This is a genomic window from Enterobacter asburiae (assembly GCA_011754535.1).
Classification (GTDB): Bacteria; Pseudomonadota; Gammaproteobacteria; order Enterobacterales; family Enterobacteriaceae; genus Enterobacter; species Enterobacter cloacae_N.
Window position 1 is genome coordinate 4,503,066 of the sequence record JAAQVN010000001.1, and the last position, 21,173, is coordinate 4,524,238.

Consider the following 21,173-nt stretch of genomic DNA (forward strand, 5'->3'; position numbering starts at 1 on the left):
ATGATCTATATATCCGCTGTTGGCATGGTCAACGCGCTGGGCAACTCGCCTGACGAGATTGCCGCGAACCTGACGGCAGGCGTGGCGCCGGGTATGCACGCCCGGGCCGGCTGGTTGCAGGGAGCCCCCGAAGCGGTACTGGGCGCCGTGGAAGGCGAGCTGCCGCCCATCCCGGATAGCTTCTGTGCACACCGCACCCGCAATAACCAGCTGCTGCTGGCCGCACTGGCGCAGATTCAGTCAACCGTTGACGAGGCCATCGCCCGCGTCGGTCGCGACCGCGTGGCCGTGGTGCTGGGAACCAGCACTTCCGGGCTGGATGAAGGCGATGAGCACGTTAGGCGCATGACCGACGGCGAGACCAGCACGCGATGGCAGTACCCGCAGCAGGAGCTGGGCGATCCGTCCCGCTTCCTTGCCAACTGGCTGCAGCTTGAAGGCCCGGCCTATACGATCTCCACCGCCTGCTCCTCCAGCGCGCGGGCGATGATTGGCGGCAAACGCCTGATTGAAGCCGGGCTGGTGGACATCGCCATTGTCGGCGGGGCCGATACCCTGAGCCGAATGCCCGTCAACGGTTTTAACAGCCTTGAATCCTTCTCCCCTACGCTCTGCGAGCCGTTTGGGCGCGACCGCCGGGGGATCACCATCGGTGAAGCGGCGGCGCTGATGGTATTGAGCCGGGAACCTGCGGACGTGGCGCTGCTCGGGACGGGCGAATCCAGCGATGCGTACCATATTTCCGCCCCGCATCCTCAGGGCGAAGGGGCGATAAGGGCTATCACTCAGGCGCTCAACGAAGCGGGCATGCAGCCGGGCGACATCGGCTATATCAACCTGCACGGCACGGCCACGCCGCTCAACGATCAGATTGAATCGCAGGTGGTACACGATCTCTTCGGGGAGAGCGTGCCGTGCAGCTCAACCAAACACCTGACCGGCCACACGCTGGGCGCTGCCGGTATCACCGAAGCGGCACTGAGCTGGCTGATCCTGACGCGCGATCTGCCCTTGCCGCCGCAGGATTTTTCCCGCTATGCCCCGGACGACACGCTCGCGCCGTGCGGCCTGCTGCACCAGCGCGCCGCCCTGAAAAAGCCGGTGATTTTGTCTAACTCGTTCGCGTTTGGCGGCAACAACGCCAGCATTCTGCTGGGGAGAGCGTCATGAGCTATCTATCACCCGAAGCCTATTTGCCGCACGAGGCGCCCATGATGCTGCTGGGGTCCGTTGAGAATGTTACGGACGACACGGCGGTCTGCCGCGTCGCGGTTGACAGGCAAAGCGTGCTGGCGCCGTTTCTCAATGCCGATGGCGACCTGCCAGGCTGGTACGCGCTCGAATTGATGGCGCAGACCATTGGCGTCTGGTCAGGCTGGCATCGTCAGCAGCAGGGGCAAGAGCATATCGCGCTGGGCATGGTGCTCGGCGCGCGCGAGCTGGTCTGCGCCAGCGGGCGTTTCGCCAAAGGCTTAACGCTGGACATTACCGTTAAGCTGCTGATGCAGGACGAACGGTTCGGCAGTTTTGAATGTACGATTTCCGCAGATGAAGAGACGCTGGCCACGGGCCGGGTCAACACCTTCCAGCCGAGTGCAGAAGAATTAACATCGCTTTTTAATCAGGGATCCCACGCATGAGTCGTTCCGTTCTGGTCACAGGGGCCAGCAAAGGCATTGGTCGCGCCATCGCCCGCCAGCTTGCCGCTGACGGGTTCACCGTCGGCGTGCATTACCACCGTGATGCCGCAGGCGCGCAGGAGACGCTGGACGCCATCACGCAGGCGGGCGGCAGCGGTCGTTTACTCTCGTTTGACGTGGGCAACCGCGAACAGTGCCGCGAGGTGCTGGAGCAAGAAATTGAAGCTTATGGCGCATGGTATGGCGTGGTCAGCAATGCCGGGATCGCCCGCGACGGTGCCTTTCCGGCACTGAGTGAAGACGACTGGGACAGCGTGATCCACACCAATCTCGACAGCTTTTATAACGTCATTCACCCCTGCATTATGCCGATGATCGGCACCCGTAAAGGGGGGCGCATTATCACCTTATCGTCCGTGTCCGGCGTGATGGGCAACCGCGGGCAGGTGAACTACAGTGCGGCAAAAGCGGGCATTATCGGCGCCACCAAAGCGCTGGCGATCGAGCTGGCAAAACGCAAAATCACCGTGAACTGCATTGCCCCGGGGCTGATTGATACCGGCATGATTGAGATGGAGGAGGCTGCGCTGAAGGAAGCGATGTCCATCATCCCAATGAAACGTATGGGCCAGGCTGAGGAGGTCGCCGGGCTGGCAAGCTACCTGATGTCGGATATTGCGGGCTACGTCACCCGACAGGTCATTTCCATTAACGGAGGAATGCTATGACGCGTCGCGTGGTGATTACGGGCATGGGCGGCGTGACCGCCTTTGGCGAGAGCTGGCAATCCGTTTCCAGCCGGCTGCTGGCGTATGAAAACGCCGTGCGTAAAATGCCGGAATGGCAGGTGTACGAAGGTCTGCACACCCTGCTGGGCGCGCCGATCGACGATTTCGCGCTGCCGGAACACTATACCCGCAAGCGTATCCGCGCCATGGGCCGGGTGTCGCTGATGTCGACCCGCGCTACTGAGCTGGCGCTGGAGCAGGCGGGGCTGATTGGCGAAGCGGTGCTCACCAACGGGCAAACCGGTATCGCCTACGGCTCTTCGACAGGTAGCACCGGCCCGGTCAGCGAATTCGCGACCATGCTCACCGAAAAGCACACCAATAACATCACCGGGACAACCTATGTCCAGATGATGCCGCACACCACCGCGGTGAATACCGGCCTGTTCTTTGGATTACGCGGCCGCGTCATCCCGACGTCGAGCGCCTGTACCTCCGGCAGCCAGGCGATAGGCTACGCCTGGGAGGCGATTCGCCACGGGTATCAGACCGTTATGGTCGCGGGGGGCGCGGAAGAGCTTTGTCCGTCAGAAGCGGCGGTGTTTGACACGCTGTTTGCCACCAGCCAGCGCAACGACGAACCCAAAACCACCCCGTCGCCGTTTGATACGCAGCGCGATGGTCTGGTGATTGGGGAAGGTGCGGGTACCCTGATACTCGAAGAGCTGGAGCACGCCAGAGCGCGTGGGGCCACGATCTACGGCGAAATTGTAGGCTTTGCCACTAACTGTGACGCGGCCCATATCACCCAGCCACAGCGCGACACCATGCAGATTTGCATGGAGCAGTCGCTGGCGATGGCGGGATTAAGCGCCCGGGATATGGGGTATATCTCCGCGCACGGTACCGCCACCGACCGCGGCGATATCGCCGAAAGCCAGGCTACTGCCGCCATCTACGGTGACAGCGTGCCGGTTTCCTCGCTGAAGAGCTATTTAGGCCACACGCTGGGGGCCTGCGGCGCGCTGGAAGCATGGATGAGCCTGCAGATGATGCGCGAAGGCTGGTTTGCCCCGACGCTCAATTTAACGCAGCCGGATGAGCAATGCGGGGCTTTAGATTATATTATGGGAGAAGCCCGTCAGATTGACTGCGAGTATCTGCAGAGCAATAACTTCGCGTTTGGCGGCATCAATACCTCGATTATTATTAAACGCTGGGCGTAACTATGTACCGGTTTGTACTGGGAAAAATTTCCACCCTTTGCGCGGACCCGCTGGCGTCAACGCTCGCAGACAGGGCACCTCCGGGTGCACGACATGCCTCCTGGCTGGCAGGCCGGACGCTGCTCGCCAGAACATTATCCCCTCACCCGCTCCCCGACATCATTTACGGCGAGCAGGGGAAACCGGCCTTTGAGAAGGGGAATCCGCTGTGGTTCAACCTGAGCCATAGCGGTGACGATATCGCCTTACTGATGAGCGATGAAGGTGAAGTGGGCTGCGATATCGAAGTGATTCGCCCCCGCAAGAACTGGCAGGCGCTGGCCAACGCCGTTTTCAGCCTGACAGAGCATGACGAGCTGGAGCGTGAAGCGCCCGAGGAACGGCTTTCCGCCTTCTGGCGTATCTGGACGCGAAAAGAAGCGATTGTGAAACAGCGTGGCGGCAGCGCCTGGCAGATTGTCAGCATCGACAGCACGGCCCGGTCGCACGCGGTCAGCCAGTTACAGCTCGGTTCTCTGAGCCTTGCCGTCTGTACTGCAACCCCTTACACCCTGACCACCGAGTCGATTATTCACGTCGGGGCAGGAAAATCACCAGTACACCCAGCATAATAAACCCGACGCCCGCCAGCCCGCGCCAGGAGAAGCCTTCTCCCCAGCCGGGCAGCAGGATCGCCGCGCCCCACACCATGATATAGCTGAGGCTCAGCAAGGCATAGGCTTTGCTGAGCGCCATGCGATGCAGCGCCAGATACCAGCAGCCCATGGAGGCCACGTATCCCGTCAATCCCAGCAGCAGCGCGCCCGTGCCGGGCGAGACGTGCCACAGCGCAGAGATAAACGTCAGAAAATCGCTGACTGGTGGCAGAGCCTGCATGGCATCGCGCAGCAACAGCTGCGCGGCGCTGACTAACAGCACGCTGCATAACGCCCAGAACGCGCCTTTCACAGGCTTCCTCCCAGCACGATAATCCCAATGATGATGAACCCGACTCCCAGCCAGTGATGCACAGCAACGTGCTCACGCCAGAAGACCTTCGCCGCCAGCGTTACCCAGACAAAATTGAGGCTCAGCATCGGATAGGCGACGCCGACGGGCAGACGCTGCAGCACCACCAGCCAGACCAGCATACCGCCGCCCAGCGCCAGCATTGCCAGGCCAAGCCACAGCGCGATGTGCGCGCCACGCCGCCCGGCCTTCGCCGGACGGGTGGCCTGTTTCTGGCACAGCTGCCCCGCACAGCTGAGCAGGCTTGCCAGTACGAGCCAGGTCCACGTCATCACTTCGGCAGATACTCCAGCAGGGCCAGACGCCCCTGGATATAGAGATTGTCCGGCTGCGGTAAATTCGCCTGTGAAAGATCGTCACGCTTTGAGAGCAGCATCACCAGCGACACGCGCCCCTGCTGACGATGCGTTGCCAGCCACTGCGCGAAGTCGTCCTCACTGACAAAACGGTCTTTCACATCGGGATAATCCAGCCCGTAGCGCAGCTCGCCGCTCTGACCAAAGAGCGTGATGTTATTGCGCTTCAGTTCCCACGCCAGGCCCGCGGCCACGCCCACGTTATTGGCCAGCACGAATCGGCTTTCCTGCAACGGCTCCCGCACGGTATCGACCAGCGACTGGGGCTGTTTGGAGTCCACCACCAGGTTAGGAATGGCAAAACCAATCAGCAGCGCCAGGCCTGCTGGACACAGCGCCGCCAGCCACCAGCGCTGCTGGCTCCGCCGGAACGTAAACCAGCCTACCGCGGCCCAGATGAGGAACGCTACCACCGCACAGAAGACTTTATACAGTTCAACCGACGTCCAGACCGGATGCTTAGCCAGTCCCCACGGCGAAACCACCAGCGCCGCCACCACGCCGATGACGCCAAACGCCAGGTTAATGCCGCCGTTAATGCGTAACGCTCTGGCGCCTTTTTCCGCCGCGAGGCAGGCATAGCGCGCCATCAGGATAGCCAGCGGAGCGAAACAGGGCAGGATATAGGTTGGCAGCTTGCCTTTGGCGATGCTGAAGAACAGCAGCGGCATCACCACCCAACCCAGCAGATAGAACCCACCGCCCGCGTTTTGTCTGTCATTCCAGCCGAGACGCAGCGCGCCGGGCAGCAGCGCCAGCCACGGCAGGCTGCCCGCGATCAGGAATGGCACGTAGTACCAGAACGGGGCTTTATGCTGTGCGTCGCTCTGGGCAAAACGCTGAATATGCTCAACCCAGAAGAAGTAACGCCAGAAATCAGGCTCACGGTGCGCAATGGCCAGCGCCCACGGCAGAACAATCAGCACGCAGCTGAGGATCGCGAGCCAGCCAAAAATCAGCACCTCTTTCCAGCGCTTCCGGGCGATGACCCACGGAAGCACGCCAATCACCGGAACGGCCAGTGCCAGGAAGCCTTTGGTCATCACCCCCATTCCGCAGGCCAGCCCAAGCAGCACATAGCCACCCGCTTTTCCGGCCACGGTTTGGGCCTGCGACGCCAGCCAGAAGCTGCACATCGCCGCCACCAGCCACAGGCTGATGATAGGATCCAGCACCGCATACGTGCCGATGCCGTACACCAGAAACAGGGTCAGGAAGATAAGGCCGGAGAATATGGCTGTCCGCTTATCCCGCCAGAGCCGCCATGCCATCCAGATAACCAGCAGCGCCGCGAGCCCCGTGGAGAAGATCGACCCGGCGCGTACGGCAAAGTTCGTGTGCCCGAACAGCCATTGCCCGATACTGTTGATCCAGTAGCCGGCAATCGGCTTTTCAAAGTAACGCAGCCCCAGAAAATGCGGGACAACCCAGTCACCCGATGCCAGCATTTCGCGGCTGATTTCCGCATAGCGCGTTTCATCGGGCTGCCACAGCAGACGGATATCGACCGGAATGAGGTAGTAAACGATAAACAGTGCGAGAAGCGCTACGCCATAACGGGCTGTTTTCATGGGACCGGACTCACGATTTGTTGATAGCCAAGCCAGCCTTCCCGGCCAGCCAGTTCACTACGGACCACTTTGCCCACGGGCAGGGTGCTGAGGTCGTCCGGCAGCAGCTCGCTCAACGGGCAGAATTCGATGCCCTCCTGAGCGGCCATCGTCAGCAGCGCATCGAAATCATGCTGATACGCAATCCCTTCCACTTCGGCATGGATGGTATACACCGGCGTACCGGCGTCACGATGGATGCGGTCCAGAATATAGCGATTAAATTCTTCCGCTTTGACCTCGCACCCCACCACCTCATCCCACGTAGGAAGCGTGACCGGAATTTGCACGGTACCGTAGCGATTTTCGCCTAACAGCGGCAAAAATGGCCCGGTTCCGCGGCAGTCGCTGTTGTAGCGAAACGCGAAATGCTCTTTGGCTTTAACCACCCGCTGGTCGGCACGCCATCCCGCCACGGCGGAGCAGCGTACGGGCTGACCAATGATGGCCTCAAGCTCCAGCATTCCACGTTCGACCTCACGGGACAGGCGTGAGATATCCCAGACGCCTGCCCAGGCCTGCCAGGCATGGTGATCCCAGGCATGCAGGCCAATTTCATGATGCTGCGCCGCCTCGCGAATCACCGCTTCATTACCCGCGCCGATGCGTCTGCCGGGCCAAGCGGTGCCGGCCAGCAAAATATCCCAGCCGTAGAGGGATGCCGCGCGCGAGCGCAGCATTTTGAACAGAAATGCCGGTTTAACCAGACGCCATAAATGGCGTCCCATGTTGTCAGGCCCCACGCTGAAGAAAATGCTGGCACGTACGCCGTGCCTGCTCAGCAGTTCCAGCAGTCCGGGCACGCCGTCACGCGTTCCCCTGAAGGTGTCGACATCAATGCGTAAACCGACTTTTTTCATGAGGCCTGTTCCGACAGCTCCACGGTGCGCAGGAAGAAGTCGAGCGTCTCATCAATGGTCTTCTCCATCTTCACCGTCGGCGTCCAGTTCAGGCAGCGCTTCGCGTTGCGGATGCTTGGTTTACGGTGCTCGACGTCCTGGTAGCCCTTACCATAGTAGCTGCTGCTTTCCACTTCGCGGAAACCGGCAAACGGCGGGAAGCGATCGCGCAGCGGGTGGCGCTCAAAGCTGGCCAGCAGCATCTCTGCCAGCTCGCGAATGCTCGCCTCGTTTTCAGGGTTACCGATGTTGATGATCTCTCCGTTGCAGCGGTTATCTTTGTTTTCGATGATGCGGAACAGGGCTTCGATACCGTCGCTGATATCCGTAAAGCAGCGTTTCTGGCTCCCCCCTTCAATCAACTTGATAGGCGAGCCTTCCACCAGGTTCAGGATCAGCTGGGTGATCGCGCGGGAGCTGCCGATACGCGCCGCGTTCAGGTTATCCAGACGCGGCCCCATCCAGTTGAACGGACGGAACAAGGTAAAGCGCAGGCCCTCTTTCTCGCCGTAGGCCCAAATCACGCGGTCCAGCAGCTGTTTGGAGACAGAGTAGATCCAGCGCTGTTTGTTGATCGGCCCCACCACGAGGCTGGAAGTGTCTTCATCGAAGTTTTTGTCGGTACACATGCCGTACACTTCAGAGGTGGACGGGAAGATGATGCGCTTGTCGTATTTCACGCAGTCGCGGATGATCTTCAGGTTCTCCTCGAAGTCCAGCTCGAACACGCGCAGCGGGTTACGGGTGTACTCGATTGGCGTGGCAATGGCGACCAGCGGCAGCACCACGTCGCATTTTTTAATGTGGTATTCGATCCACTCGGAGTGGATGCTGATATCCCCTTCAACGAAGTGGAAGCGCGGGTTGTTGAGGAAACGGCTGATGGCGTCAGAGCCAATATCCAGACCGTAAATCTCGTAGTTATCATCCCTGAGCAGACGTTCGGTCAGGTGGTTACCGATGAACCCGTTCACGCCGAGGATCAACACGCGGGTGCGGCGCTTGATGGCAACCACCGGCGCGCTGGTGATCAGCGCCCCGGCCACCAGCCCCAAAGACTGCGCCAGCTGCGTGCCCTGAACATACAGGCCGTTGTCGGTCTGACCGGTGACGATCTCCAGCGCCTGCTCGCCGCAGCTCACCACCAGCGGAGAGACGGAGACGACGGTGCCCGGTTTAGCCGCCGGGATATCGTCACGCACGCGGGATTTCCAGACGATAAATTTGCTTACGCCCGCAAAGCTGTACGCGCCCGGCCACGGGTCGGTCACGGCGCGCACCAGGTTATGCAGCTGGCGGGCGGGTTTGTTCCAGTCCAGACGACCATCTTCCGGCGTGCGGCGGCCAAAGCAGCTGGCCTTGCTTTCGTCCTGCTCAGTCTCGCTGAAGGTGCCGTTGAGGATGGCTGGCAGCGCGTCACGCAGCAGGCTTTGCGCCGCGGTGCAGAGTTTCTGATGCAGCTCAAGCGCCGTTTCATCCGCGTCGATTGCCACGCGCTGCTGGGCGACGATGGCCCCGGCATCCGCGCGGTGCACCATGCGGTGCAGCGTCACGCCGGTTTCGGTTTCACCGTTGACCAGCACCCAGTTCAGCGGCGCGCGGCCACGGTAGGCGGGCAGCAGAGAGCCGTGAAGGTTAAAGGCACCTTTGGCGGCTAAACCTAAGATCTCGTCGCAGATCAGGTTGCGATAGTAGAACGAGAAGATGACATCCGGGGCGAGCGCGCGGATGCGATCCACCCACAGCGGGTGGTTGACGTCGTCCGGGGCATAAACCGGAATACCACGCTCGGCGGCGATACGCGCCACGGAGCCGAAGAAGTGGTTCTCTCCCGCCGCGTCCGGATGGGTAAAGATTGCAGCAATGTCATAGCCCGCTTCCAGCAGGGCCAGCGTGCCCGCGCACCCCATATCGTGATAGGCAAATACAACGGCTTTCATGGGTGGGTTTCCTCTTGAGATGCTTTGTGTTCCTGACGGACAACACGTTGAATAAAGTAGCGCGGACGTGCGCGAACATCGTTGTAGATACGGCCAATGTATTCACCGAGCAGGCCCATTCCGACGAACTGGGCACCGATGAACATAAACAGCACGGCAAAGAGCATGAAGACCCCTTCCGCCGCCCACTGCGGGCCAAAGACCAGGCGCAGCACCACCAGCAGGACGGACAGCGTAAACCCGGCCAGGGCGATGATGCTGCCGAACACGCTCAGCAGGCGCAGCGGCGTGGTGGTCAGGCAGGTGACGAGGTCATACATCAGGTTGATGAGACGCATAAAGCTGTACTTCGATTCCCCGTGCTCGCGCTCGGCGTGCAGGACCGGAATTTCCGTTGCCTTGCGGGCAAAGGTGTTGGCGAGGATCGGAATAAAGGTGCTGCGCTCATGGCAGTGAAGCATGGCGTCGACAATATGGCGGCGGTAGGCGCGCAGCATGCAGCCGTAATCGCCCATCGCTTTACCGGTGGTGCGCTGAATAAGACGGTTGATGGTTCGCGAGGCCAGCTTACGGAAAAGGCTGTCCTGACGGTTCTGACGCACCGTGCCAACCACGTCATAGCCTTCATCAGCTTTCGCCACCAGACGCGGGATCTCCTCCGGCGGGTTTTGCAGATCTGCATCCAGAGTGATGATCAGATCGCCCGTCACGTGGCTGAACCCGGCCATAATGGCGGAGTGCTGGCCGTAGTTACGGTTGAGCAGCACGGCAACAATATGGCTGCCTTCGGCCTGGGCGGCTTCGGTCAGCATCAGCGCGGAATCATCACTGCTGCCGTCATCCACCAGCAGAATTTCATAGGCTTTGCCCAGCGTGTCGCAGGCGGCCGTTGTGCGGCGGATCAGCTCGGGCAGGCTCTCCTGCTCGTTATAAACAGGGATGACCACCGAAACTTTTTGTACAGGCGGTGCGCTGAACATATCAATGTCCTGCAAGCTGATGGAGCGCGGTAATGACGCGGGTTGTGTCGTCATGAGTCATGTCCGGGAAAAGAGGGAGAGAACAAATACGCGCGCTGTTCCATTCCGAATTCGGAAGCGATACATCAGGAAAGCGCTCGCGATAGTATTTTTGCGTATGCGCCGCTCGGAAGTGGAGGCCGGTGCCGATGCCTTTCTCCTTCAGCGCCGCCATCAGGCCGTCGCGTGAGATCCCGCAGCGCGCTTCATCAACGCGAATAATAAACAGATGCCAGGCGTGTACGTGCGGCCATGACGGAATGGTGAGCGGCTGGAACGGCGTATCGGCAAGTTCGCGCAGGTAGCGTTGCGCGATTTCCTCACGGCGTTTATTGGCCTCTTTCAGCTTGCCCAGCTGTACCAGCGCCAGCGCGGCATTGATATCCGCCAGGTTGTATTTATACCCCGGCGCGATCACTTCCGCCTGCGGCGCACGGCCGTGCGTCTGGCGGTCATAGGCATCCACGCCCAGACCGTGGAATTTCAGGCTGCGGATCCGCTGTGCCAGCCGGGCATTATCCGTGACGACTAAACCGCCTTCCGCGCAGGTCATGTTTTTGATGGCGTGGAAGGAAAAAATCGCCGTGCCTTTCCAGCCCACGTGACGGTTCTTGTAGTACGTTCCGGCGGCATGGGCCGCGTCTTCAATCACCGGAATACCGTGACGCTCGCCGACGGCATGAATGGCGTCGATATCACACGGCGCGCCGGCATAATGCACCGGAATAATCGCTTTGGTACGCGGGGTAATGGCGGCTTCAACCGCTTCCGGCGTGACCATCAATGTCTCTTTGTCCACATCGATCATGACCGGCGTGGCGCCCAGCAACACGATCATATTCAGCGTGGAGACCCAGGTCTGAGAGGGGGTAATGACCTCATCGCCCGGGCCAATATCCAGCGCCATCAGCGTGACGTGCATGCCCGCCGTCGCCGAACAGACGGCAATCGCGTGCTGGTTCCCCGTCAGCTGACAAAATGCCGCTTCAAGTTCCTGATTTTTAGGCCCGGTGGTGATCCAGCCGGAGGTTAAAACCTCCTGCAACGCCGCTAATTCCTCATTACCCATCGACGGGCGGGAAAAAGGCAAAAAATCACTCATCATTAATTTCCTTGCAATAAGAATGGCACGCGCTTGATATTAACCAATTGCCTGTTCGTTTATTTCAACGAACCATAAACTCATATCAAGGTATCGTTCATTTCTTAGGGAAAAATTAAGATGCGTATTCCAGATGTAACAAAAACATCATCATTTCATTTATAAACAGTCACTTATATAATTATGAATTATTTATTTCGTGATTCAACTCAATTTTTACAAAATGTTATTTTAAACCAGACATCAACAAACAAAAAAAATCCCGGCTATTTCTTAAAAAGAAGAAATAACCGGGAACTTTTCTTTTTAGTTAATTGTCGCGCTTATTTTAAGTTATCGGGAAAGTTTTCCGGTAACTCGCTGGCCGCACAGGCAATCACGCTTTCATCATTGGCACCACAGTCGCGTACAAAGGTGATTGTTGCGAATTCATCAATCACTTCCGTTGGATAGGTCGGGCCAGCGTCGCGATAGCTGTTCATCAGCGGAATGTGATCGTTCTGGAAGCAGACGGTTTTTTCCGGGTTATTCATGACCCAACGTGGGAAGAAGATGGTGCCGTGAAACAGGCGGTCACCCAGGTTCGCAATCAGGCTGACATCGGTGCCGGTTGGCTCGGTCCAGGAAATTTTATAGATGCTTTCACCGACGCGAACGATATACACCCGCTGATCTTTCACCCAACGATTACCCACCAGACCGCTGTGAATACGGTAGTCGATGGTGTTTTCATTTTTGATGTAAATTTCGTAATTCCAGCCGTTATCGTAGGTATATACCAGATGTTTACCAACGAAGCCGCTTAAGTCGTGTTTGTCGAATGTGTTCATAAGATGTCTCCTTCGTTTTGATGAGACGATCTTAAACCTTCAAAAAATGAATGAATAACGCTATGTTTTAATCAAATTCATCCAAAATTTAGATACATTATGCACAAGACGACGCTGGAACAGTGGGCTTTACTGGAAAAAGTGGTGGACGCGGGCAGCTTTGCCAAAGCCGCGGAAGAAACCCACCGCAGCCAGTCATCGGTAAGCTATAACCTGTCGCTGCTGCAGGAGCGGCTGGGCGTGGCGCTGCTGGCGCCAGAGGGGCGCCGGGCGGTGTTAACCCCGGCCGGAGAACTGCTTCTCAGCCAGGTGAAACCGCTGCTAAAAGCGTTTTCGTACGTCGAGACGCGCGCGGCGACCCTTCGTAACGGGATGCGCACGCGGTTGGATCTGGTGGTGGACTCCATTTTCCCCCGCCGCCGCCTGTTCGCCATTCTGCGCCAGTTCCAGCAACAGTATCCGCAAACTCAGGTCCGCCTCACGGAGGTGCTTGAAAATACCCGCACCGATGTCATGAACAACGAGGCCGATGTGATGGTCTTAACCCGCCGCCAGGACATTACCGGGCTCGGCGAATGGCTGATGAATATCGACTTTGTCGCCGTCGCGCATCACCAGCATCCCCTTTTTAGCCTCGACGCGCCGCTGAATGATGAGATGCTACGCCCGTGGCCGCTTATCCAGATAGCGGACAGCCAGAACGCCGCGCGGACTGCGGGCGAGTCGTGGACATTCTCGACCGTTGATGCCGCCATAGAGGCGGTCGTCTCTCAGGTCGGCTACGGCTGGCTGCCCGAAGAACGCGTTCAGCCTCAGCTGGAGCAAGGCGTGCTAAAAATTCTCCCGTTGAGCCACGGCGTTCGTCGGGCCACGCCGCTGCATCTGATCGTGAAACGCACCCTCGCCCCACTGGATGAGCAGGTCGAGACGCTGCTGCGTCTTTTTAGCCAGGAGCCGTCATCATCACCTGCTACGCTTTAAGGTCCGAACGTTAAAACGATAAGGAGCTGATGATGAAAATCGACTTTGCGGGGAAAGTGGCCCTGGTCACCGCCTCAACCGGCGGGATCGGGTTCGCCATTGCCAGAGGCCTGGCGGAAAGCGGCGCGGAAGTGATCGTTAATGGCCGCAGCACCGACTCGGTGAACAAGGGTATTCAGCAACTGCAGCAGGTTGTGCCCGGCGTGCAGGTGCGTGCCGCCATTGCCGATCTCAGCACCGCGGAAGGGGTTGAATCACTGCTGAAGGTCGCGAGCGACGTCGATATTCTGGTGAACAACGCCGGAATTTACGGCCCGCAGGATTTCTATAGCACCGACGATGAAACCTGGGAGCGCTACTGGCAGACCAACGTGATGTCCGGCGTACGCCTCTCCCGCGCCCTGCTGCCGGGCATGGTGAAAAAAGGCTGGGGCCGCGTGGTGTTTATCTCCTCCGAGTCGGCCTGCAATATCCCGGCAGACATGATCCACTACGGGGTGACCAAAACGGCCCAGCTCTCGCTGGCGCGCGGGCTGGCAAAGTTCGTGGCGGGAAGCGGCGTGACGGTGAACAGCGTGCTGCCGGGCCCGACGATGTCGGACGGTTTCGCTGAAATGATGAAAGATGAGATAGAGAAAACAGGTAAATCGCTGGAGCAACTGGCGAAAGAGTTTGTGATGGCCAACCGCCCCAGCTCGGTTATCCAGCGCGCCGCCACGGTTGAAGAGGTGGCGAATATGGTGATTTATGTCTGTTCGACGCAGGCCTCCGCCACCTCGGGCGCGGCATTGCGCGTCGACGGTGGCGTTGTTGATGACATTATTTAATATCGTCAGGCCGCGCTGCCCGCGACACGACGGGCAGTAATGTAACGATCCTGCCAGTAGCCATCAGTCAGGGTTGAAACCGTTACGCCCTGGCTGCTGGAGGCATGAATAAACTGGCTGTTACCAATATAAACACCGACGTGCTTGCGGTTCGGGCCCGTCTGGAAGAAGACTAAATCTCCCGCTTTCAGACGGTATTGCTCCACCTGCACACCGCGATGGATCTGCTCGCTCGTCGTGCGCGGTAAGTGAAGATTCGCCGCATCGCTGAACAGATGCTGCATGAGCGCGGAGCAATCCACCCCGCGGTGCGTGGTGCCGCCCCACTGATAGTGGGTCCCTTTCCATTTCTGGTATTGATCCAGAATCCGGGAGCGGAGTGGGCCCGTCTCCTGGTGAAGCAGGGCCGACTTCACCGGCGATTCCGCAAAGCCACTCTTCACCGAGATCATGGAGGCGGGCAGCTGAAAACTCAGTGCGGAAAACGAAGCAAAACTTAACGTGAGGATTGAAATAAGCGATCTGAATGTCATATCTGAACAGGAGCTAAGAGTGAATTTTTCCTTACCTGTGGGGGCCAACGTTCCCCCTAAATATCTTTCGATGTGGCGATAATATAGACAGCTCATTTTTTCACCAATCATTATTGAGGCCAAAATTGGACTCACTTTCAGATCGCAAGATTGAGAAAAAAAAGGGTGGTGATGTAAGGACTGTTCAGGTAAAGCAGGTAAACTGATCGACAGAATGTGTATTTCAGCTAAGACGTATTTATGACCAATATGATTGCCGACGAGACGGTGGCGAAATCCAGCGTGCTCTCTGTCTTTGACTTCGATGGGACGCTCACGCACCACGACAGCTTTATCCCTTTCCTGCGTTTTGCCTTTGGAAAACGCTACTTTGCGGGTCGCCTGGTGCGCATGGCGCTGCCCACGCTCCACTGCGTGCGCCGCAAGCTGACGCGCGATGAGCTGAAGGAAGTGCTGATCAAAACGTTCCTGACGGGCGTGGACGAACGCTGGCTACGCCAGCAGGCGGAAGCCTTTTGCGAAAAATACTGGAACAAGCTGATGCGCCCCGAAGGGGTTCTGGCTGTGGCGGCTGAGGTGAATTCAGGGGCGGAAGTGACTATCTGTTCCGCGTCCCCGGCGCTGGTGCTCCAGCCGTGGGCGGACAAGCTTGGCATCAAGCTAATTGGTACGCAGCTGGAAGTGAAGGACGGCAAGCTGACGGGGCGCATCACGGGAAATAACTGCCGCTGCGCCCAGAAGGTGGCAAGGCTGGAAAAAGTGTACGGCGATCTGAACGCCTATCATCTGCGCGCCTGGGGAGACACCCGCGGCGACCACGAGCTGCTGGCGGCGGCGCAGGATCCGCACTGGCGGCACTTCCACCATCCGCGCAAGCGCCGGAATTCGCCGATTAAGGGTTAGGTGCGGTCTGGTGCCCTCACCCCAGCCCTCTCCCACAGGGAGAGGGAGAAAAGCGGTGCATCAGGCCTCACGTTTCCCCGGGAACATCACGCTCGTAATAATCCCCAGCGCCAGCACGCCTAACACCACAAACAGGCTGGCCGTCGCGCCAATGCTGTAACCGTGGTGCCAGAAGTGGTCGGTGGCATTTAACCCCAGCTTGAACGCCACGAAGAACAGCAGCAGCACCACCGCTTTCTCAAGGTGCACCAGATACTGCTTGAGCGCTTCCAGAACAAAGTAGAGCGTACGCAGGCCGAGAATGGCGAACATCATGGCGCTGTAGATAATCAGCGGCTCGCGGCTCACGGCAATAATGGCCGGCACGGAGTCAAACGCGAACATCACGTCAGAGAGTTCCACTACCGCCACGCAAAGCAGCAACGGCGTCGCATAGCGTTTCGCCTTCTTCACGCGACCTACCGTCACGTCCTGGTTTTCCGGCTTCTCAAGCTCCGCATCTACCTCTTTCTGGGTCAGAATAAAGGCGTGGCTGCTGATTTTTGGCCAGACCGGGTAAAAGCGTTTCACCAGGCGATAAGCGAGATGCCCGGAGTAATCCTCCACTTCATCACTTTCTTCATTGCGTTTGAGCATCATCACCGCCGTCCAGCCGACGACCAGCGCGAAAATGACCTCCACGTACGGCCCCAGGCTCAGCAGGCTGGTGCCGATCGCCACGAAAATACCACGGAAGACTATCGCCCCCAGTACGCCCCAGTAGAGCACGCGGTGACGGTACTTATCCGGCACGCCGAACCAGGCGAAGATCGCCATCATCACGAACAGGTTATCGATGGACAGCACCTCTTCCAGTGCGTAACCGGTGAGGAACAGGCTCGCCATCTCGGCGCCGTGGTGGATATACAGAAACCCGGCGAAGGCCATCGCCATCGAGAACCAGAAAACGGACCACATGGCCGCACTTTTGAGCGAAACAGGTTTATCGTGACGGTGCATGAAGAGGTCGATAAACATCGCCCCAACGGCCATCACCACAAAGACAACAACGGTTTCAGTCGGGAAACCGAGATGAGCAGAAGCCATGAATCTATCCTTAACATTCATCTGCGCGCTGGCAGAGATAACGTTTGCAACAAAAAGAAGAAAACGCCCGTATCACCGGGCAAGAGAATAATAATAACACTTCTTCGCACCGGCCCGGCAATGTAAATGTGATGTTAAAACCGCCAGAGAGAGAAGCAGTAAAAAAACGCATAGCGCGATGTCATCCTGTCCTGCATTACGACGGCCCCTCATATGCGTCCTTTTCAGAAAGGCAAATTATTCTTTCGTAGATTATTCTTTCATTATTCTGAGAATTTTATTGTCAGAGCAGAACACATTATTCTGCGAGTAGTAAATAAGCCGTAAAATTCTCACAAAAAAATGCTGATAAAACCCTGATGAAAGAATTATAACTAATTGATTTTAAAGAGACAAAAGACAAATCACAGCGTTATCACTTTATTTTTTTTAATCTCTTGTTAACCTGATTACGCAATATATTCAGACTTCTGGAGATGGAAATTGTTCATACGTACTGGTAAGCAATGCTGAATACCCACGTTAACTTTTCGCATTAACGGAATATCCGCGTTTCGCGGACACAGCAACTCTGTTGAGTTACAAACCTGAAATAATAATGTTCTAACATTTACACACTAAGGAATAGTTTAAAGATGAATAAATCCGTCATTGCCATGGGATTATTATTGGCTGCCGCTGCCAGTCCTTCCAGCCATGCGGCAGATCCTGGTAAGGGTGCAGGACAAATCAACTTCACGGGCACCATTACCGCGAGCACCTGTGATGTCGATATTAATGGTCAGGGAGGTAACCCAACGATTCAAATGGGTACCATCTCGTCTTCGGCGTTTAAAGAAAAAGGTGACGTTGCGGGTATTCACCGCATCCAGATAGATCTGTCCAACTGCGATACCGCCGTTCTTAAAGAAGCCGGAGCACGATTTGGCGGTGCTTATGATTCTAATGATAACAATCTGCTCGCGCTTAAAACCGGTGCCGACGCCGCAACGGGTTTGGGTATTGAATTCCTGAACGAAGATGGAACACCTATGAGACTGGGTGAAAACCCAAATAAGTTTGTTCCTATTACCGGTGATGGCACCACGGGGACAGCCACCCTGCTGTATTCAGCCCGTTATAAATCCACCATTGATACTGTGACCGCCGGTAAAGCAGATGCGGTTGCGGATTACACCATTATCTATAAATAAATTACTCAACTCAGTTCCGGGCTATGAATAATAGCCCGGAACGCAAGGATGTTTTATGTTAAGGAAACGCTACCTGACGCTGCTGGCCTTGCTCCTGGGCTCTTGTTTGTCACACGCCAGTGTGACCTTATCGAATACGCGAGTGGTATATAATGCCGACAAGAAAGAGAGCAATATTAATGTCAGAAACAATACTGCCAGCCCTTTCCTGGTACAAAGCTGGGTACAAGGCAATGATATACAGGGTACCAAAGCCCCGTTTATTGTGACGCCACCGCTATTTCGTCTTGATGGAGGTAAAGCCAACGCACTACGTATTATCTATAACGGCGCCGCGTTGCCGCAGGATCGTGAGTCGCTTTTCTGGCTCAACGTAAAATCGATCCCGTCCTCTTCAAGAGAGGATGTCAACAAACTCCAGATAGCGGTAAATACCCGAATCAAATTATTTTATCGCCCGGCGAATTTAGCAGATGAAACGAGGGACATTGGCAAGAATGTCCAGTGGTCTGTTAAAAATAATGAACTCATCGTACGCAATAACTCGTCTTATTACATTTCATTTGCGGAGGTGATGATCAATAACAAAAAATGGTCAGAGATTGATATGCTGGCACCTAAAAGCAGTAAAAAAATTACTGTAAATAACGCGCAACTAAAAAACAACGCAACCGTACAATGGAAATATATCAATGATTATGGCGGCAATAGCCAGTTAATCACACAAAAAATAGAATAACAATTTTAAAACAATAACCTCGCAGGGGTATTTTTCATGACTATATTTTGGGGCATTCGTCCAGCGCTTTGCTTTGCCTGGATATTACCCAGCGCACTATACGCCAGTGATTATTTCGACCCGGCCTTTCTGGAAACAGGCGGCGCGCCGCGTACCGCTGTCGACCTTTCTCTCTTTGAGAATAAAGATAGCCAGACACCCGGCGTTTATCGCGTTGACCTCTTTCTTAACAATAAAATGATCGACACGCGCGATATTACGTTTCGACTCGAAGAGAACGCGCAGCATAAAAATATTCTCGCTCCGTGCCTTAGCAGGGAGACGCTTCAGTCGTTTGGCGTAAAAACGGCTGCCTTCCCGCTGCTGCAGGATGATACTCAGGGCTGCGCAAAACTGGCGGCGATCCCGCACGCGAGCAGCGAGTTTGACTTCAGCGAGCAGGCGTTAAGACTTAGCATTCCCCAGGCGGCCCTGGACAGCCAGGCTCACGGATACATCGATCCCGCGCGTCGGGAGCAGGGAATTCCGGGCCTGACGCTCAGCTACAACTACAGCGGCGCCAGCTGGACCTCGAATAACGGGACGGGAACCGATAGCCAGTACCTTAGCCTGCGTCCGGGTCTGAACGTTGGCCCATGGCGTTTACGCAATTTTTCGACCTGGAGCAATAGCCAGGGGCAAGCCGGTCGCTGGGAATCGGTCTATACCTATTTACAGCGCGATATCAGCGCCCTGAATAGCCAGCTGATTGTCGGGGATAATAGTTCAACCTCTGACGTCTTCGACAGCACCCCATTTCGCGGCGTGCAGCTCTATTCCGACGAACAGATGCTTCCGGGAAGCATGCGGGGCTATGCCCCCGTAATCCGCGGTATCGCCCGTACTAATGCCCAGATCACCATTTATCAGAATGGCTACAGCATTTATCAAAGCTATGTCCCGCCCGGCGAATTTGTCATCAACGATCTTTACCTCGGCAGCAGCGGCGAGCTGAAAGTGGTTGTGAAAGAGGCAGATGGCAGCGAGCAAGTCTCTTTAGTCCCCTACGCGTCGTTAGCGGTTATGCAGCGGGAAGGACAATATAAATATGAAGTCATTAGCGGCACCTATCGTTCCAGCAGCAGCGATGCTGAGAATGCGCCGTTTTCGCAAGGGAGCCTGATTTACGGTCTTCCATGGGAAACCTCGATATACGGTGGCATGCAGGCCGCCAGTCAATACCAGTCCCTGCTCTTTGGCATGGGAAAAAACATGGGTGATTTTGGCGCACTGTCATTTGATATTACACAGGCCTGGGCAACCACGAAGCATGCAGAGAAAAACCGGGGGCAGTCGCTACGCCTTCGCTATAACAAAAACCTGCTCTCTACCGGCACTAACGTTGCGATTGCGGGCTATCGCTACTCAACGTCCGATTACTACACGCTGGGTGAAACGCTGAGCAGCTACCACTCGCAGAACTCCATCCCGGAGCGACGTCGCAGCCGTACAGAACTGACGCTGAACCAAAATCTGGGAGACAACCTCGGCTACCTCTCCTCCATGCTGGTCAGCGAGGATTACCACACCAGCAAAAAACGCACGACCTCTGCCTCGCTGGGCTATGGCAATAGCTGGAACGGTATCAGCTATAGCCTGAACTACAGCCACTATCTGAACGTAACAAAAGAGGATAACCAGCGTCGCTATAACCAGGACAATCTGTTCAGCCTGAGCGTGAGCGTTCCTCTGGACAAATGGCTCCGCTCTGCACGTGCCGGTTACTCATTTTCCGCAGCAGATAACCGCTCGCCTGGCCACAGCGTTTCCCTGAGCGGCAGCGCCCTTGAGGACAATAACCTGAACTGGAGCGTACAGCAGAACATCAACCCAGGCAGCCAGGCAAACAGCAGCGATGCATCGCTTAGCTATAGCGGACGCTATGCGCAGGTTGGCGCCGGGTATGGCTATAGCCGGGACGCACAGCGGCTGAATTATAACCTGCGAGGCGGCGTGCTGGTTCACCCGCATGGCGTCACGCTGGCGCAGTCGCTGGGTGAAACGGTCGCTCTGGTTGAAGCGCCGGATGCAGCGGGTGTCAGCGTCCGTAACCACGCTGGCGTGCGTACCGACTCCCGGGGATATGCCGTGGTGCCGTACCTGGCCCCTTATCAGGAGAGCACAATCCAGCTGAGACCCGACACGCTGCCAGATGATGTTGAGCTGGAAAGCAATAGCCATAAAGTCGTTCCCACCCGGGGAGCCATCGTTCGGGCACGTTTTACCACCGCGGTGGGTAAACGCCTGATGATGACCCTGAAAGATGCGCAGGGTAAACCCGTTCCGTTCGGCGCCGTTGTTTCTCAAAACACCACCAGCAGCATTGTGGGTGATGAAGGCAGCGTATTCCTCACAGGGATGGCGGAAAAAGGAACGTTAGACGTGAGCTGGGGTAAGAAACCCAATCAGCGTTGCCAGGTTAACTATCAGCTTTCTGGCCAGGAACCCACGATTAGCGGAATTGTGCAGTTAACACAGATCTGCAAAAAAACCGTTAATGATGTAAGGAATTAA

General features: G+C 56.8%; 21 protein-coding genes. 11 read left to right on the plus strand and 10 right to left on the minus strand.

Translation table 11 applies throughout. The features are described 5' to 3' along the window. Genes HBM95_21430 through acpT form a run of 5 tightly spaced genes read left to right on the plus strand, consistent with a single transcriptional unit; the run spans position 1 to position 4,205 of the window. On the plus strand, positions 1 to 1,170 hold the full coding sequence (locus HBM95_21430; protein ID NIH45469.1) for a beta-ketoacyl-[acyl-carrier-protein] synthase family protein: 1,170 nt from the start codon (positions 1 to 3) through the stop codon (positions 1,168 to 1,170). After that, complete coding sequence (locus HBM95_21435; GenBank protein ID NIH45470.1) at positions 1,167 to 1,640, plus strand: 3-hydroxy-fatty acyl-ACP dehydratase; 474 nt, start codon at positions 1,167 to 1,169, stop codon at positions 1,638 to 1,640. The genes HBM95_21430 and HBM95_21435 overlap by 4 nt, the downstream gene beginning before the upstream one ends. After that, entirely contained in the window at positions 1,637 to 2,368 is a 732-nt protein-coding gene (gene fabG, locus HBM95_21440; GenBank protein ID NIH45471.1) for a 3-oxoacyl-ACP reductase FabG, read from the plus strand. Before HBM95_21435 ends, fabG begins: the two co-directional genes overlap by 4 nt. Beyond that, positions 2,365 to 3,594 (plus strand): beta-ketoacyl-ACP synthase, encoded by a 1,230-nt coding sequence (locus HBM95_21445; protein ID NIH45472.1) that lies wholly within the window; start codon positions 2,365 to 2,367, stop codon positions 3,592 to 3,594. The genes fabG and HBM95_21445 overlap by 4 nt, the downstream gene beginning before the upstream one ends. A 2-nt stretch (positions 3,595 to 3,596) precedes the next feature. After that, entirely contained in the window at positions 3,597 to 4,205 is a 609-nt protein-coding gene (gene acpT / locus HBM95_21450) for a 4'-phosphopantetheinyl transferase AcpT (GenBank protein NIH45473.1), read from the plus strand. Here acpT and HBM95_21455 read toward each other — a convergent pair. The 8 genes from HBM95_21455 to HBM95_21490 form a co-directional block, all read right to left on the minus strand. Beyond that, positions 4,162 to 4,542 carry a 4-amino-4-deoxy-L-arabinose-phospho-UDP flippase gene (locus HBM95_21455; GenBank protein NIH45474.1) on the minus strand — a complete coding sequence of 127 codons (381 nt, stop codon included), beginning with the start codon at positions 4,540 to 4,542 and terminating at the stop codon, positions 4,162 to 4,164. The genes acpT and HBM95_21455 overlap by 44 nt on opposite strands. Continuing rightward, positions 4,539 to 4,874, minus strand: a complete 336-nt coding sequence (gene arnE, locus HBM95_21460) for a 4-amino-4-deoxy-L-arabinose-phosphoundecaprenol flippase subunit ArnE (protein NIH45475.1) — start codon at positions 4,872 to 4,874, stop codon at positions 4,539 to 4,541. Before arnE ends, HBM95_21455 begins: the two co-directional genes overlap by 4 nt. After that, positions 4,874 to 6,529 (minus strand): lipid IV(A) 4-amino-4-deoxy-L-arabinosyltransferase, encoded by a 1,656-nt coding sequence (arnT, locus tag HBM95_21465; protein NIH45476.1) that lies wholly within the window; start codon positions 6,527 to 6,529, stop codon positions 4,874 to 4,876. Before arnT ends, arnE begins: the two co-directional genes overlap by 1 nt. Then, on the minus strand, positions 6,526 to 7,428 hold the full coding sequence (locus HBM95_21470; protein NIH45477.1) for a 4-deoxy-4-formamido-L-arabinose-phosphoundecaprenol deformylase: 903 nt from the start codon (positions 7,426 to 7,428) through the stop codon (positions 6,526 to 6,528). Before HBM95_21470 ends, arnT begins: the two co-directional genes overlap by 4 nt. After that, positions 7,425 to 9,407, minus strand: coding sequence for a bifunctional UDP-4-amino-4-deoxy-L-arabinose formyltransferase/UDP-glucuronic acid oxidase ArnA (gene arnA, locus HBM95_21475; protein ID NIH45478.1), 1,983 nt, complete (start codon positions 9,405 to 9,407; stop codon positions 7,425 to 7,427). Before arnA ends, HBM95_21470 begins: the two co-directional genes overlap by 4 nt. Continuing rightward, positions 9,404 to 10,387: an undecaprenyl-phosphate 4-deoxy-4-formamido-L-arabinose transferase gene (gene arnC, locus HBM95_21480; GenBank protein ID NIH45479.1), complete on the minus strand. Its 984-nt coding sequence runs from the start codon at positions 10,385 to 10,387 to the stop codon at positions 9,404 to 9,406. Before arnC ends, arnA begins: the two co-directional genes overlap by 4 nt. A gap of 1 nt (position 10,388) precedes the next feature. Next, entirely contained in the window at positions 10,389 to 11,528 is a 1,140-nt protein-coding gene (gene arnB / locus HBM95_21485; GenBank protein NIH45480.1) for a UDP-4-amino-4-deoxy-L-arabinose aminotransferase, read from the minus strand. 323 nt (positions 11,529 to 11,851) lie between these two features. Beyond that, a complete protein-coding gene (locus tag HBM95_21490; protein NIH45481.1) occupies positions 11,852 to 12,358 on the minus strand; it encodes a phenolic acid decarboxylase in 507 nt (168 codons plus the stop codon). A 99-nt stretch (positions 12,359 to 12,457) separates the two neighbouring features. Here HBM95_21490 and HBM95_21495 point away from each other — a divergent pair, with 99 nt between their 5' ends. Together HBM95_21495 and HBM95_21500 are read left to right on the plus strand one after the other, a co-directional pair. Then, the gene (locus HBM95_21495; GenBank protein NIH45482.1) at positions 12,458 to 13,339 is read left to right on the plus strand and encodes a LysR family transcriptional regulator; all 882 of its coding nucleotides are present in this window, start codon (positions 12,458 to 12,460) and stop codon (positions 13,337 to 13,339) included. 32 nt (positions 13,340 to 13,371) lie between these two features. Continuing rightward, the gene (locus tag HBM95_21500; protein NIH45483.1) at positions 13,372 to 14,166 is read left to right on the plus strand and encodes an SDR family NAD(P)-dependent oxidoreductase; all 795 of its coding nucleotides are present in this window, start codon (positions 13,372 to 13,374) and stop codon (positions 14,164 to 14,166) included. Positions 14,167 to 14,171: 5 nt separating this feature from the next. Here HBM95_21500 and HBM95_21505 read toward each other — a convergent pair whose 3' ends face one another. Then, entirely contained in the window at positions 14,172 to 14,699 is a 528-nt protein-coding gene (locus HBM95_21505) for a glycoside hydrolase (protein ID NIH45484.1), read from the minus strand. 249 nt (positions 14,700 to 14,948) lie between these two features. Between HBM95_21505 and HBM95_21510 the strand changes: the two genes are divergently transcribed. Further along, entirely contained in the window at positions 14,949 to 15,602 is a 654-nt protein-coding gene (locus HBM95_21510; protein NIH45485.1) for an HAD family hydrolase, read from the plus strand. 60 nt (positions 15,603 to 15,662) lie between these two features. On the opposite strand, the gene HBM95_21515 is transcribed toward HBM95_21510, so the two are convergent. Continuing rightward, positions 15,663 to 16,688, minus strand: coding sequence for a TerC/Alx family metal homeostasis membrane protein (locus HBM95_21515; protein ID NIH45486.1), 1,026 nt, complete (start codon positions 16,686 to 16,688; stop codon positions 15,663 to 15,665). 635 nt (positions 16,689 to 17,323) lie between these two features. Here HBM95_21515 and HBM95_21520 point away from each other — a divergent pair. Genes HBM95_21520 through HBM95_21530 form a run of 3 tightly spaced genes read left to right on the plus strand, consistent with a single transcriptional unit; the run spans position 17,324 to position 21,173 of the window. Then, the gene (locus HBM95_21520) at positions 17,324 to 17,881 is read left to right on the plus strand and encodes a type 1 fimbrial protein (protein ID NIH45487.1); all 558 of its coding nucleotides are present in this window, start codon (positions 17,324 to 17,326) and stop codon (positions 17,879 to 17,881) included. A gap of 55 nt (positions 17,882 to 17,936) precedes the next feature. Next, a complete protein-coding gene (locus HBM95_21525; GenBank protein NIH45488.1) occupies positions 17,937 to 18,620 on the plus strand; it encodes a molecular chaperone in 684 nt (227 codons plus the stop codon). Positions 18,621 to 18,656: 36 nt separating this feature from the next. After that, positions 18,657 to 21,173, plus strand: a complete 2,517-nt coding sequence (locus HBM95_21530) for a fimbrial biogenesis outer membrane usher protein (protein NIH45489.1) — start codon at positions 18,657 to 18,659, stop codon at positions 21,171 to 21,173.